Below are 14,317 nucleotides of genomic sequence, written 5' to 3'. Positions count from 1 at the left end.
ATTCGCGTTAAATTAAATATAAATCCCGTGTTAGATTCAGCCACAATAGAATTAAGAAATTTACGAGTTAAGGATTACGAAGAATTCAAAAAATCAATGGTCAAGGTGTACAGTTCCTTATCTAACGCATATTGGAGCAAGGCAGATATAAAAACCTTGGTCAACAAATTTCCCGATGGTCAATTTTGCATTATAATGGACGGTAAAATTGCGGGATGCGCGCTTTCCATGATCGTGGATTACAATAAATACGATGACGATCATAAATATGAAGATATCATTGGCGGGCATGAATTCGCCAACCATACAAAGGATGGAGATGTGCTTTATGGAATAGATGTTTTTATCCATCCAGATTATAGAGGGATGAGGCTTGGGCGAAGGCTCTATGAAGCAAGAAAAGAACTTTGCGAACAACTCAATCTAAAATCCATTATTTTTGGGGGCAGGATTCCAAATTTTAAGGAATATGCAGAGGAACTTACTCCTAAAAAATATATAGAGAAGGTAAAATTAAAGGAGATCCACGATCCAGTGCTTTCCTTTCAGTTATCCAACGATTTCCATGTAAAAAAGATTATTAAAGGCTACCTGCCAGGAGATCATGAGAGTATGGAATTTGCCACTTTAATGGAATGGCACAACATTTATTATACAAAGCCGGAGAAGCTAATCAACACCATGAAAAAGGTGGTTAGGCTGGGCTTGGTACAATGGCAAATGCGTTTGTTCAAGGATTACGACTCTTTGGTAGAGCAAATAGAATTTTTTGTGGATGCCGTTAGCGATTACCAATCAGATTTTATTTTGTTTCCAGAATTGTTCAATGCTCCCTTAATGGCGCAATTCAACCATTTAAATGAAGCCGAAGCCATTCGTGGACTTTCAAGCTATACAGATAGGTTGCTGGAAACCTTTAGAAACTTTGCCATCAATTACAATATAAACATCATCACCGGAAGTATGCCACAGGCTGTGGGGGAACATATGCATAATGTTGGTTTTTTATGCCGAAGGGATGGAAGTGTGGAACGTTATGAAAAACTCCATATCACTCCCGCCGAAGAATCTGCGTGGGGAATGAAAGGTGGTACGCAACTAAGAACTTTCGATACCGATTGTGGTAAAATTGGGGTCCTTATTTGCTACGATGTGGAATTCCCGGAATTGCCAAGATTATTGGCAGAAGATGGGATGAATATCCTTTTTGTTCCTTTTATGACAGATACCCAAAACGGATATTCCCGGGTAAAAATTTGTGCACAGGCAAGGGCGGTAGAGAACGAATGTTATGTTGCTGTTGCGGGATCTGTAGGAAACTTGCCAAAAGTCAACAACATGGATATCCAGTATTCGCAATCTGCCGTATTTACGCCATCTGACTTTGCTTTTCCGGTAAACGGAATTAAAGCTGAAGCAACACCGAATACCGAAAGTACATTGCTGGTAGATGTAGATCTGGATCTTTTAAAAGAATTGCACAGTTTTGGAAGTGTAAGAAATATGAAGGATCGAAGGTTGGATCTTTATTCCTTGAAAAAGAAGAACATTAAAGTTTCTTCATGATCTTACTTATTAAACCTACTTTATTGCCGTAAGGGGCATATCTAAGGGGAACATCCAACCATGTCCCCCTTTTTGTTATACTTTTTTTATGGGAAAAGGTATCAAAAGAGTGTTTGCCGTGATAAGCACCACTTCCACTGCTTCCAACGCCTCCAAATGGCATTTTTTTATTTGCTATCTGGATTACTACATCGTTAATTGCACCACCTCCAAAACTATACTTCCCTAATATTTCTTCTGAATATTTCCTATCTTCAGAAAACACATATAGGGCGAGGGGTTTAGAATAGTTGGCCATTATACCTGCCATTTGTTCTTCGGAATAAAAACTTAAAACCGGAAGGATAGGCCCAAAAATCTCATCTTCCATCACCTTGCTTGTTAGTGCAGGTTCCTCTATTAGAGTGGGAGCCATATATAATTGCTCTTTATCCAGATGCCCTCCAATTGGGCACATTTCAGCAATTAGCATTTTGGATAACCGGTCAAAATTCTTTTCGTTTATTATTCGGGCAAAATCAGGCGAATCCTTTGGGTTGGTTCCGTATGCAGATTTGACCTCTTTTTGTACAGCATCTATAAATTCCTTTTTAATAGAGGAATCTATAAGGATATAATCTGGCGCTATGCAGGTTTGACCAGCATTTAGAAATTTTCCCCAAACAATTCGTTTTGCTGCAAGTTGCACTTTTGCGCTTTTATGAATAATACAAGGGCTTTTCCCTCCCAATTCCAGTGTGGAGGGAGTAAGATGCGGTGCAATAGCTTGGGCCACAATTTTCCCAACCGAAACGCTTCCGGTAAAGAAAACATAATCCCACTTTTTAGTCAGCAATTCTTGAGAAACCTCAACGCCTCCTTGGATCACAGATACCCAATCTGCCGGAAAAACTTTTTGTAATAGCTCTTCCAAGATTTTAGAAGTATTCGGGGTCAATTCACTGGGCTTGAGCACAACTGTGTTACCGGCGGCAATAGCTCCCATAATTGGTGAAATAGCAAGCTGAAAAGGATAGTTCCAAGGGGCTATAATAAGACATTTCCCATAAGGTTCAGAATAGATATAATCTGAAGAAGGAAAATTTATTAGCGAACTGGAAACCTTTTTTGGCCTTGCCCATTTTTTCAATTTTTTAACAATGTATTGAAGCTCACTAAGGATAAAAGCGGTTTCGCTTAACACGCTTTCAAAAACAGGCTTTTTAAAATCTGAATACAATGCTGCGCAAATTTGATCTTCAGCACTTTCGATTTCCTTTGCGAGAAGTTGAAGCTTTTTTATTCGATCTTCAATTTTTAGGGTATTGCCATTATTGAAGAAAATTTCTTGGGATTTGAGAACCTCATCAATATTATTTTTCATAGGCTATTTAAATTTATGCTTATCCGTTTACACACCTCAAAATAGGTTTTGTCTCCCTGAGCGGAGTCGAAGGGTTAAACAAAGACGTCTCGACTGCGCTCGACGTGACATTTTTAGTTCCATTATGCCTTTTAGGCATATGAGCGGATATACAATTAAATTTTTAAAATATACGTTATTCCAACCAAGTGCGGGATGTAAAGTACCTAAAAAATGAGCTTCCCAGTGAAATACCTTTTTTAAGAGGGTGCTAAGTTGTTTTTTATAATTCTTGGCAATCGTAAAATGTCATCGCTTAAAATGCTGGTTTTCAGTAATTTGTTTGCTTATAATCTATATTGAAAGTAATTCAAAAACCTCTTTTTTATCTGGAAACTACACCTAAGAATCTACTTTTATTTCCACTTATACGAAGGAAATTCAATAATGGATAATAAACATAGTCAGATTTTAACACAAAACGATTCCAACCCAGCAGCTCAGGCCATGTTACATGCCATCGGCTTAACAAAGGAAGATTTTAAAAAGCCTTTTGTGGGAATTGCCAGTACCGGTTATGAAGGGAATCCTTGTAATATGCACCTTAACGATCTAGCCAAATTGGTTAAAGAAGGTTGTAACTCCAATAAAATGGTGGGTCTCATCTTCAATACCATCGGTGTAAGCGATGGAATTTCTATGGGAACCCCGGGAATGAGATATTCTCTGCCCTCCCGAGATCTAATTGCAGACTCTATGGAAACCGTGGTTCAAGCAATGTCTTATGACGCTATGATCACGGTGGTGGGCTGCGATAAAAACATGCCCGGAGCTTTAATGGCAATGTTGCGGGTTAACCGTCCGGCAATTTTGGTATATGGTGGTACTATAGCTTCCGGATGCCATAAAGGTAAAAAACTGGATGTGGTTTCAGCATTTGAAGCATGGGGAGCAAAGGTGGCCGGGGATATTAGCGACGAAGACTATGACAGTGTAATAGAAAAAGCATGTCCGGGAGCTGGAGCATGTGGAGGAATGTACACAGCAAATACGATGGCTTCTACTATTGAAGCTTTGGGAATGGCACTGCCTTACAACTCATCTAATCCTGCTATTGGCAATGAAAAGAAAAATGAAAGTATAGAAGCCGGAAAGGCAATACGCTTATTAATAGAAAAGGACATAAAACCAAAGGATATAGTTACCAGAAAATCTATGGAAAATGCCATAAGATTACTTACGGTACTTGGAGGCTCTACGAATGCCGTGCTGCATTATTTAGCAATAGCGAAAGCAGCAGAAGTTGAATTTGGAATGGACGATTTCGAAAAAATATGCGATTCCACTCCTTTTTTGGCTGATCTAAAACCTAGTGGGAAATATCTTATGGAAGATGTACATAGGGTTGGCGGGATCCCTGCCGTTCTTAAATATATGCTGAAAAAAGGAATGCTTCATGGGGATTGCCTAACAGTAACCGGAAAGACATTGGCAGAAAATCTGGAGCATGTTCCAGATTTAGATGAGGGACAAGATGTGATCCATCCAATTAATAATCCTATTAAGAAAACCGGGCACATCCGCATCCTATACGGGAATTTGGCTACAGAAGGATCTGTAGCTAAGATCACGGGAAAAGAAGGCTTGAAATTTAAAGGAAAAGCAAAGGTTTATAATTCTGAATATGAAGCCAATGACGGAATTTCAGAAGGAAAAGTAAGCAAAGGAGATGTAATAGTGATCCGTTTTGAAGGGCCAAAAGGGGGGCCTGGAATGCCTGAAATGCTGAAACCAACTGCTGCAATAATGGGAGCAAAATTAGGAAAAGACGTAGCCCTAATTACCGATGGAAGATTTTCCGGAGGGACTCATGGGTTTGTGGTAGGTCACATTACCCCTGAAGCTCAGGAAGGCGGATTAATAGCATTCCTTAAGGATGGAGATGAGATCACTATAAATGCCGAAAACAATACTATTAGTGTGGCCTTAAGTGATTCAGAAATAGAGAGCAGGAGAAAAAATTGGGAGGCACCAGCACTTAAATTCAATAAAGGGGTGCTTTACAAATATGCAAAAACAGTTTCCTCTGCCTCGCAGGGATGTGTTACAGATGAATTTTAATTAGTTGAATTATGGAAGTTAAAACAGCCAGTAAGGAGAAGATTATCAAACAAGCTCCAACCACGGTTTCTGGAGCAGAAGCTGTGATAAAATGTTTGTTGGAAGAGGGAATAGATACCATATATGGTTATCCTGGCGGAGCGATCATGCCTGTCTATGACGAATTGTATAAGTATCAAGATAAAATTCATCATGTCCTCACAAGGCATGAGCAAGGTGCTACCCATGCCGCACAAGGTTACGCTAGAGTAACTGGTAAAGTAGGTGTATGCATCGCCACTTCTGGTCCAGGAGCTACTAATTTGGTGACCGGGATCGCCGACGCTCAAATAGATTCTACTCCTCTGGTATGTATTACTGGGCAAGTAGGTTCACATCTATTAGGGAGCGATGCCTTTCAGGAGACCGATATCGTAGGGATCTCAACCCCTGTGACGAAATGGAATTATCAAGTAACAAAAGCAGAAGAGATTCCGGAAGTATTGGCAAAGGCATTTTATATAGCCAGATCTGGAAGGCCAGGACCTGTATTAATAGATATAACCAAAGATGCGCAGTTTGCAACTTTGGACTTCACTTATAAAAAATGTGCAGGGATTAGAAGCTACAAACCTTTTCCCAAAGTAAATCTTTCGGAAATAGAACGAGCGGCCGAGTTGATTAATTCTGCTAAAAAACCGATGATCGTTTTTGGGCAAGGCGTTATTTTAGGAGGGGCCGAAGATTTATTTCAACAAGTAGTGGAAAAAGCAGGGATTCCTGCTGCCTGGACCATTCTAGGTCTTTCAGCGTTGGCTACAGATCATCCCCTGAACGTTGGGATGGTTGGAATGCATGGAAATTATGGGCCAAATGTCCTCACCAATGAATGTGATGTCCTAATAGCTATTGGGATGCGCTTTGACGATAGGGTTACCGGAAATCTCAAACACTATGCAAAACAGGCAAAGGTGATCCATTTTGAAATAGATCCAGCCGAGATCGATAAAAATGTAAAAGCAGATGTTGCCGTATTGGGAGATGTGAAAGAAACCTTGCAACTGTTGTTAGGATTTTTAAAGCCGAAGCATCATGATGCTTGGCACCAGGAATTCAAGGATATGTACAAAATTGAATATGATAAGATCATTAATAATGAACTTAACGGGAAAAAGGGGAAACTGGGAATGGCTGAGGTAATAGATGAAATAAACACTACTTCTAAAGGAGATGCTATTATAGTTTCGGATGTTGGGCAACACCAAATGGTAGCTTGTAGATATGCAAAATTCAACCAGACTAGAAGTAATGTTACTTCTGGTGGCTTAGGCACTATGGGCTTTGCTTTACCAGCAGCTATAGGTGCAAAGATGGGGATGCCAGATAGGCAAGTAGTAGCAATTATTGGGGATGGTGGATATCAAATGACTATTCAGGAACTAGGCACCATCTTTCAAACTAAAGTTCCCGTGAAAATTGTGGTACTAAATAATGGTTTTTTGGGAATGGTAAGACAATGGCAACAATTATTTTTTGATAAACGCTATGCCAGCACAGAGTTGATAAATCCTGATTTCGTGGCAATAGCCAAAGGATACCATATTAAAGCTAAAAAAGTGACTGAACGTAATAAGTTACAAGAAGCAATTAAAGAAATGATGGATTCCCCGGAAGCATATTTCTTAGAGGTAAAAGTAGAACAAGAAGAAAATGTATTTCCTATGATCCCTACGGGAGCTGCAGTTTCAGACATAAGATTGGAATAATGGAAAAGAAAAATTATACAGTTTCCATATATACGGAAAACAATATAGGATTATTGAGCAGGATCGCTGCGATCTTCTTGAAGCGGCACATAAATATAGAAAGTATCACAGCTTCCAAAAGCGAGGTGAATGAGGTAATGCGATTTATTATTGTGGTGAAGGTTTCAGAAGAACAAGTGAAAAAAATCGTTGGCCAGATAGAGAAACAGATAGAAGTAATACGCGCATACTATCATACCGATGAAGAGCTGATCTTTCAGGAAACGGCGCTTTATAAAGTGAATTCAGCCGAATTTGTTGAAGACCTCACTATTCAGGATTTCATAAAGGAGACCAATGCACGAATTGTTACAGTGACTTCTAAGTTCTTTGTAATTGAGAAAACAGGCAAACGCCACGAAATAGATAATTTATACGATAAATTAAAACCCTATGGGTTAATGCAATTTGTTCGCTCCGGAAAAATTGCAGTATCCAAAAATGAAATGCCAATTTCAAGTATTCTTGAAGATTTTAATACCATAAATATAAACTCATGACAAATTATTTTAATAGCCTTTCCTTAAGAAATCAATTAGCCCAATTGGGTACTTGCAGATTTATGCAAAGTGAAGAATTTAGCGAAGGAATTAATGCATTAAAAGATAAAAAGATAGTAATCGTTGGTTGTGGGGCTCAAGGTTTAAACCAAGGTTTGAACATGCGCGACAGCGGACTCGATATCACCTATGCATTAAGAGAAGATGCGATTAAAGATCAAAGGCAATCTTTTAAAAACGCTTCTTCAAACAATTTTAAGGTTGGTACCTACGAAGAGTTCATCCCTTCTGCAGACCTTGTAATTAATTTAACTCCAGATAAACAACATACTTCCGTTATAAAGAAAATAGTGCCGCTTATCAAAAAAGGTGCTGCTTTATCCTATTCTCATGGTTTCAATATTGTGGAAGAAGGAATGAAGATCCGTGAAGATATTACGGTTATAATGGTAGCTCCTAAATGCCCGGGATCTGAAGTGAGAGAAGAATATAAAAGAGGCTTTGGAGTTCCTACCCTAATAGCCGTTCATCCGGAGAACGATCCCGAAGGAAAAGGATACGAATGGGCGAAAGCATATGCGTTTGCAACAGGAGGACATAGAGCTGGCGTGCTGGATTCATCTTTTGTGGCCGAAGTGAAATCGGATCTGATGGGGGAACAAACTATTTTATGTGGAGTGCTCCAAACCGGATCTATCTTAAGTTTTGATAAAATGGTGGCCGAAGGAGTGGAACCGGCGTATGCCGCAAAATTAATTCAATATGGTTGGGAAACCATTACCGAAGCTTTGAAGCATGGAGGGATCACCAATATGATGGACAGGCTTTCCAATCCGGCAAAAATCAAGGCTGCGGAAATATCTGAAGAACTAAAAACGATCATGCGTCCTCTTTTTCAAAAACATATGGATGACATTATTTCTGGGGCGTTCAGTACCAGAATGATGAAGGATTGGGATAACGACGATAAGGAGTTATTGGAATGGCGGGCAGCCACAGAAAACACCGCTTTTGAAAAAACAGAAGCGACTAAAGAAGAAATCTCTGAGCAGGAATATTTTGATAAAGGACTCTTATTGGTGGCTTTTGTAAAGTCTGGGGTAGAGTTGGCTTTTGAAACTATGGTAGAAGCCGGGATTATTGCAGAATCTGCATATTATGAATCTTTGCACGAAACTCCATTAATTGCAAACACAATAGCTCGTAAAAAACTTTATGAGATGAACAGGATTATATCTGATACTGCTGAATACGGTTGTTATCTTTTTGATCATTCCTGTAAGCCATTGATCAAAGACTACATCAACGATCTGGAATCTGGATTAATAGGCAAAACCTATGGCACAAAGGAAACAGGAGTAGATAATAAAAAACTCATCGAAGTGAATGCCTCTATTAGAAAGCATCCGGTGGAAATTATAGGGGAACAGCTGAGAGAGGCCATGACCGAAATGAAAAAAATACACGTGTAATGAGCAGTTCCTTGGTTAATAAAGAGATATATATTCCACAAATTGAAGCGGTGAAGCAAGCTGCAGAACGAATTTCAAAGGTTGCTATCAAGACTCCATTAGCTCCATCTTTTACCTATAGTAAAAGGTATGAAGCCAATGTTATGTTTAAAAGGGAAGATTTGCAGCAGGTTAGATCCTATAAAATACGTGGGGCATATAATAAGATCTCGAGTTTGCCAAAGGATCAATTAAGCAAAGGTGTGATATGTGCAAGTGCCGGGAATCATGCGCAGGGTGTGGCATTTGCATGTAATAAGCTGGAGGTTAAGGGCGTAATCTTTATGCCTATAACCACTCCCAAACAAAAGGTGGAGCAAACAAGAATGTTTGGTGGAGAATGGGTAGAAGTGGTCTTGAGAGGTGACACTTTCGATGACTCTTATAAAAATGCCATTAAATATGGGGATAAGAACAAAATGGTATTTATTCATCCTTTCGATGATGAAAAAGTAATAGAAGGCCAAGCGACAATTGGTTTGGAAATTTTGAATCAGGCCGACGGTCCAATAGATTTTATTTTTGCTCCCCTAGGAGGTGGAGGTTTACTTGCCGGACTATCTTCGGTCTTTAAGCAACTATCTCCCAACACGAAGATTATTGGGGTAGAACCGGAAGGAGCACCATCCATGAGCACCTCACTAAAGATGGGTAAGCTCATAGAACTCAAAGAGATAGACAGGTTTGTAGACGGAGCCGCTGTGCAAAAAGTTGGAGTTAGAAATTTCGAATTATGCAAGAACTTTCTGGATGATATGATTACTGTGCCGGAAGGTAAAATATGCCAGACCATCCTCGATTTGTACAATCAGGATGCGATTGTAGTGGAGCCTGCGGGAGCGATGTCCATTACCGCCATGGATACTTTTGCTGAAGAAATAAAAGGGAGAAACGTGGTTTGTATTGTAAGTGGTAGTAACAACGATATAACCAGAACTGCTGAGATTAAAGAAAAAGCCTTATTGTATGCAGGGCTTAAGCATTATTTTATAGTGCCTTTCCCACAACGTGCGGGAGCATTAAAGCAATTTGTGGCAAAGGTCCTTGGGCCAGACGACGATATCACCCATTTTGAATATTCCAAAAAACACCACAGGGAAAATGGTCCGGCCGTTGTGGGAATAGAACTTAAAGATCCAAAAGATTTTGCCCCTTTGGTTGAGCGAATGAAGGAGTATAAATTTTACGGACAATATTTAAACGATAATCCAGATTTATTTCAATTTTTAATATAATTAAATAGGTGCTTTTAAAAATTTGTTTATTTTTACCACGTGATTTCAACTATAAAGATAATATTGCCCATTTTGCGCTTTAGGCCCCGCTTCAGTCGGTAAGCTGCGCACTCCCTTTTTTAATATTATTTTATTTTTTTTTACCATCTTGAAAACCACATTCTCCATATATACTTTAAATAATTTCAGAAACACTTCTGAAAATTCTCCCGTACGCAGGTTTCCGCGCCGCCGTGTGCGTATATAATTTTATGGAACTTAGGTGAGTCCGGTTCTTCCTTCAGAAATATCAAAACTTTATTAATTCAAACTTTAATCTTTTAGCAGATGAAAATACTCATTGCTAATAAATCTCATGCAAAATATGCGGAGATCATTTGCGAAACTATAGCAGAATCTGCTAAAGTAAGGGGTACGGGTATAGCCCGAAGGACTCCAGAATATGTTATCACCAAAATGGAGAACGGCAACGCTATTATTGCATTGGATGGAGATAAATTTGCAGGATTCTGTTATATAGAAGTTTGGGGACACGATAAGTTTGTCGCCAACTCCGGTCTTATTGTAAGTCCGGACTATAGAAATCAGGGATTGGCAAAAGACATTAAAAAAGCCATTTTTGAACATTCCAAAAAGAAATTTCCAGGAGCTAAGATCTTTGGAATAACCACAGGTTTAGCGGTCATGAAGATCAATTACGAATTGGGTTACCAACCTGTTACATTTTCTGAACTAACCGATGATGATAGCTTTTGGAAAGGCTGCCAGACATGTAAAAACTACGATATTCTTACCCGTACAGAGCGTAAAATGTGCCTTTGTACCGGCATGTTGTACGATCCCAATAAGAAGAAAGGTGAAAAACCTAGACATGAAACCTTCAATGAAAAAACCTATAGGAGATTGAAGCATATTAAACAAACGCTTTTCTATAAAAAGGAAAATTCTAAAAAGGAATAAAAAATATAATTCAATGTCATTCTGAACGAAGAGCAGCGAAATGAAGAATCTCAAATAAGCAATTTGTTAATTTAATGACTTCCCTCCCGATAATTATCGGGACGCTCGAAGTGACAAAACTTTAGCTGTCATCCTGAGCTTGTCGAAGGATCTCAGCGTCATCCTGAACTTGTTTCAGGATCACAAGTAAATCGCATTGTCCTAGTGAATACTGTCATCCTGAGCTTGTCGAAGGATCACAATTATAAGAAGATTAAATAATTCTGAAAGCGATCAATATCGTTTGATTAAATAGTATTAAAAACAAAATAATGAAAAAAACAGTAATAGCATATAGCGGTGGGTTGGATACTTCCTATTGTGCAAAATATCTGTCTCAGCAAGAAAATACGGAAATCCATGCAGTAAGTGTAAACACCGGAGGGTTTTCTGAAGAGGAAATAAAAGAGATAGGTGAGAAAGCAGTTAAAATGGGTGCAAAATCCTATAAGAATATCAATGCGATTTCAACCTTCTACAACAAAGTAGTAAAGTACCTGATTTTTGGGAATGTTCTTAAAAACAACACCTACCCCTTATCTGTAAGCGCCGAACGTATAATCCAAGCCATTGAGATCGTGAATTACGCGAAGAAAATAGGAGCTAATGCCATTGCGCACGGAAGTACTGGTGCGGGTAATGATCAGGTAAGATTTGATATGATATTTCAAATCTTAGCTCCGGAGATAGAAATAATCACTCCTATTCGAGACAAGCAATTAACAAGACAGGAGGAAATAGAATATCTTAAATCCCATGGGGTAGATATGAACTGGGAAAACGCAAAATATTCAGTAAATAAAGGGCTTTGGGGAACAAGTGTTGGAGGTGCTGAAACGCTTACATCACACAAATCATTACCGGAATTTGCTTATCCCTCACAACTTATAGAAAAAGAAGCTAAACAAATTAACCTTAGCTTTAAGAAAGGAGAATTAAGTGCGATGAATGGCGAAGAAGATACTCCGGAAAATATCATAGAAACCTTAGAAGAGCTCGCCTCCAAATATGCGATTGGACGGGATATTCACGTGGGCGACACCATTATTGGAATTAAAGGGAGAGTGGGTTTCGAGGCAGCATCGGCCACGATCATTTTAAAAGCACATCATTTATTGGAGAAGCACACTTTAAGTAAATGGCAATTGCAACATAAAGATTATATAGCCAATTGGTATGGGACACATTTGCACGAAGGGCAATATCTGGATCCTGTGATGCGGGATTTTGAAGCATTTTTGCAAAATTCCCAGGAACTAGTTACCGGAACTGTCTTTATAAGCTTACACCCCTACAGATTTACTCTGGACGGAATAGAATCCAAATTTGATCTTATGAACAACGGATTTGGGAAATATGGGGAAGAGAATACAGCTTGGACTGCAAATGATGCTAAAGGCTTTATAAAGATCCTATCAAATTCAGGAAAGATCCATCAACACGTAAAAAATCAGGCATGATATCAGCAGGAATAATTGGAGGTGCCGGATACACGGCCGGAGAATTACTTAGGATCCTATTAAGGCATCCAGATGTTAACCTAGATTTCGTTTTTAGCACTTCTCAGGCTGGTTCAAAGATTTCAGCAATACATCAAGACTTATTAGGAGAAACCGCGCTTAGGTTCAGTGGAAAAATTAATCCTGAAGTAGATGTTGTGTTCTTGTGTTTAGGACATGGAAATTCGATAGAATTTTTAAATAAACATACATTTTCTAAACATACAAAGGTTATAGATCTTAGTACAGATTATAGGATGCATTCCAACGATCACTCTTTTGTTTATGGTTTGCCGGAATTTAAAAATGAAGAAATTAAAAAGGCACAATTTATAGCCAATCCCGGATGTTTTGCTACTGCAATTAGCTTAGCAATACTCCCATTGGCAGCGGAAAAGCTGCTTAAAGATGACTTGCACATAAATGCTGTAACCGGAGCAACGGGTGCAGGGATTTCACTTTCTGCTACTTCACATTTTACTTGGCGGGACAATAACTTTTCAGCATATAAGGAATTTGAGCATCAACATTTAAATGAGATAGGTCAGAGCATCCAATTGCTTCAGCCAAACTATAATTCTGAAATAAATTTCATTCCAAATAGAGGAAATTTTTCCAGAGGAATATTTGCAACTACCTACACCAATTTTGCTGGAAGTTTGGAAGATGCAAAAGCTATATATGATAAGTTTTATAAAGAAGCAGCATTCACCTTTGTGATAGAGGAAGAGGTGCACTTAAAGCAAGTGGTGAACACCAATAAGTGCTTGATAAAACTTCAGAAATTTAATGGCAAATTGTTAATAACGAGTGTCATAGATAATTTACTGAAAGGTGCTTCGGGACAAGCAGTACAAAATATGAATTTAATGTTTGGATTTCCCGAAGACCAAGGGCTTCGGTTAAAAGCCAGTTATTTCTAGAATTTAAACTCACACATTAAGCTGTGACAAAACAATTAAAATATGAAAGTAGCAATTATAGGAACAGGGAATCTTGGGAAATCCATAGCAAAGGGGCTCATCGTGAAAAATGCCATTACCACGCTATATCTTTCGAAAAGAAAACTAAATAGTATTAAAGATTTTGAAGATTATTCTGGAGTAACACTAACTTCAAATAATAAGGAAGCAGTTCAAAATTCGGATGTGCTCATCTTCGCAGTACAGCCTTTACAGTTGGAAGCAATTCTGCATGAAATAAAGGATGCTTTGACAGACAAGCATATATTGATTTCTACAGTTACAGGTTTCAAAATTTCTAGGATCGAAGAAATTGTAGGGGAAGATCATTTCATAATTCGGGCGATGCCTAATACTGCAATTGGAGTGGGGAAATCCATGACTTGCATGTGCAGTAATGTAAAAGGGGAGAAACGAATTGCGATTGCCGAAGCTATTTTTAATAGGTTGGGAACAAGTGTAATTATCCCGGAATCCAAGATGCAGGCAGCAACTGTGATTTGCGCCAGTGGGATTGCTTTTTGGATGCGTTTGATCCGGGCAACCACCCAAGGCGCTGTACAACTGGGTTTTGATGCTAAAGAAGCACAGGAGCTTTCCATGCAAACCTGTTTAGGTGCTGCAAGCCTTTTAATAGAATCTGGGAATCATCCAGAAGAAGAAATAGATAAAGTAACAACCCCTCGTGGTTGCACTATTGAAGGTTTGAATGAAATGGAACATGGAGGTTTAAGTTCTTCGCTCATCAAAGGAATTCAGGCCTCATTTAAAAAAATCAATTCAATCACAAAACTTTAA

Annotated in this window: 11 protein-coding genes; 10 read left to right on the top strand and 1 reads right to left on the bottom strand. The window is 38.8% G+C overall.

Features of this window, described 5'->3' with window-relative positions:
• Positions 1-27: 27 nt before the first annotated feature.
• Positions 28-1,566, top strand: a complete 1,539-nt coding sequence (locus tag JM83_RS00975; RefSeq protein ID WP_186434931.1) for a carbon-nitrogen hydrolase family protein — start codon at positions 28-30, stop codon at positions 1,564-1,566.
• Here the strand turns inward: JM83_RS00975 and JM83_RS00970 are convergent.
• On the bottom strand, positions 1,550-2,929 hold the full coding sequence (locus tag JM83_RS00970) for an aldehyde dehydrogenase (protein ID WP_144958526.1): 1,380 nt from the start codon (positions 2,927-2,929) through the stop codon (positions 1,550-1,552). The genes JM83_RS00975 and JM83_RS00970 overlap by 17 nt on opposite strands.
• A gap of 426 nt (positions 2,930-3,355) precedes the next feature.
• Between JM83_RS00970 and ilvD the strand changes: the two genes are divergently transcribed.
• The 9 genes from ilvD to proC all read left to right on the top strand — a co-directional run bounded on the left by ilvD (position 3,356) and on the right by proC (position 14,317).
• Entirely contained in the window at positions 3,356-5,029 is a 1,674-nt protein-coding gene (gene ilvD / locus JM83_RS00965) for a dihydroxy-acid dehydratase (RefSeq protein ID WP_144958524.1), read from the top strand.
• Positions 5,030-5,040: 11 nt separating this feature from the next.
• A complete protein-coding gene (ilvB, locus tag JM83_RS00960; RefSeq protein WP_144958522.1) occupies positions 5,041-6,774 on the top strand; it encodes a biosynthetic-type acetolactate synthase large subunit in 1,734 nt (577 codons plus the stop codon).
• Positions 6,774-7,313: an acetolactate synthase small subunit gene (gene ilvN, locus JM83_RS00955; protein ID WP_144958520.1), complete on the top strand. Its 540-nt coding sequence runs from the start codon at positions 6,774-6,776 to the stop codon at positions 7,311-7,313. The genes ilvB and ilvN overlap by 1 nt, the downstream gene beginning before the upstream one ends.
• Positions 7,310-8,785 (top strand): ketol-acid reductoisomerase, encoded by a 1,476-nt coding sequence (gene ilvC / locus JM83_RS00950; RefSeq protein ID WP_144958518.1) that lies wholly within the window; start codon positions 7,310-7,312, stop codon positions 8,783-8,785. The genes ilvN and ilvC overlap by 4 nt, the downstream gene beginning before the upstream one ends.
• Positions 8,785-10,059 (top strand): threonine ammonia-lyase IlvA, encoded by a 1,275-nt coding sequence (gene ilvA, locus JM83_RS00945; protein WP_144958516.1) that lies wholly within the window; start codon positions 8,785-8,787, stop codon positions 10,057-10,059. The genes ilvC and ilvA overlap by 1 nt, the downstream gene beginning before the upstream one ends.
• Positions 10,060-10,386: 327 nt before the next feature.
• Positions 10,387-11,019 carry a GNAT family N-acetyltransferase gene (locus JM83_RS00940; protein ID WP_144958514.1) on the top strand — a complete coding sequence of 211 codons (633 nt, stop codon included), beginning with the start codon at positions 10,387-10,389 and terminating at the stop codon, positions 11,017-11,019.
• Positions 11,020-11,330: 311 nt separating this feature from the next.
• Positions 11,331-12,518 carry an argininosuccinate synthase gene (locus JM83_RS00935; RefSeq protein WP_144958512.1) on the top strand — a complete coding sequence of 396 codons (1,188 nt, stop codon included), beginning with the start codon at positions 11,331-11,333 and terminating at the stop codon, positions 12,516-12,518.
• Positions 12,515-13,480 (top strand): N-acetyl-gamma-glutamyl-phosphate reductase, encoded by a 966-nt coding sequence (gene argC / locus JM83_RS00930; RefSeq protein WP_144958510.1) that lies wholly within the window; start codon positions 12,515-12,517, stop codon positions 13,478-13,480. Before JM83_RS00935 ends, argC begins: the two co-directional genes overlap by 4 nt.
• A gap of 42 nt (positions 13,481-13,522) precedes the next feature.
• Positions 13,523-14,317 carry a pyrroline-5-carboxylate reductase gene (gene proC / locus JM83_RS00925; RefSeq protein WP_144958508.1) on the top strand — a complete coding sequence of 265 codons (795 nt, stop codon included), beginning with the start codon at positions 13,523-13,525 and terminating at the stop codon, positions 14,315-14,317.

The organism is Gillisia sp. Hel_I_86 (assembly GCF_007827275.1).
Taxonomy (GTDB): Bacteria; Bacteroidota; Bacteroidia; order Flavobacteriales; family Flavobacteriaceae; genus Gillisia.
The sequence above is the reverse complement of the archived record's forward strand: the minus strand, read 5'-3'. Positions and strand labels throughout refer to the sequence as shown.

Coding starts and splice junctions, on each gene's coding strand:
- JM83_RS00935 (WP_144958512.1), top strand. CDS start 11,331: ATGAAAAAAACAGTAATAGCATATAGCGGTGGGTTGGATACTTCCTAT.
- ilvN (WP_144958520.1), top strand. CDS start 6,774: ATGGAAAAGAAAAATTATACAGTTTCCATATATACGGAAAACAATATA.
- JM83_RS00970 (WP_144958526.1), bottom strand. CDS start 2,929: ATGAAAAATAATATTGATGAGGTTCTCAAATCCCAAGAAATTTTCTTC.
- proC (WP_144958508.1), top strand. CDS start 13,523: ATGAAAGTAGCAATTATAGGAACAGGGAATCTTGGGAAATCCATAGCA.
- argC (WP_144958510.1), top strand. CDS start 12,515: ATGATATCAGCAGGAATAATTGGAGGTGCCGGATACACGGCCGGAGAA.
- ilvC (WP_144958518.1), top strand. CDS start 7,310: ATGACAAATTATTTTAATAGCCTTTCCTTAAGAAATCAATTAGCCCAA.
- ilvA (WP_144958516.1), top strand. CDS start 8,785: ATGAGCAGTTCCTTGGTTAATAAAGAGATATATATTCCACAAATTGAA.
- ilvB (WP_144958522.1), top strand. CDS start 5,041: ATGGAAGTTAAAACAGCCAGTAAGGAGAAGATTATCAAACAAGCTCCA.
- JM83_RS00940 (WP_144958514.1), top strand. CDS start 10,387: ATGAAAATACTCATTGCTAATAAATCTCATGCAAAATATGCGGAGATC.
- ilvD (WP_144958524.1), top strand. CDS start 3,356: ATGGATAATAAACATAGTCAGATTTTAACACAAAACGATTCCAACCCA.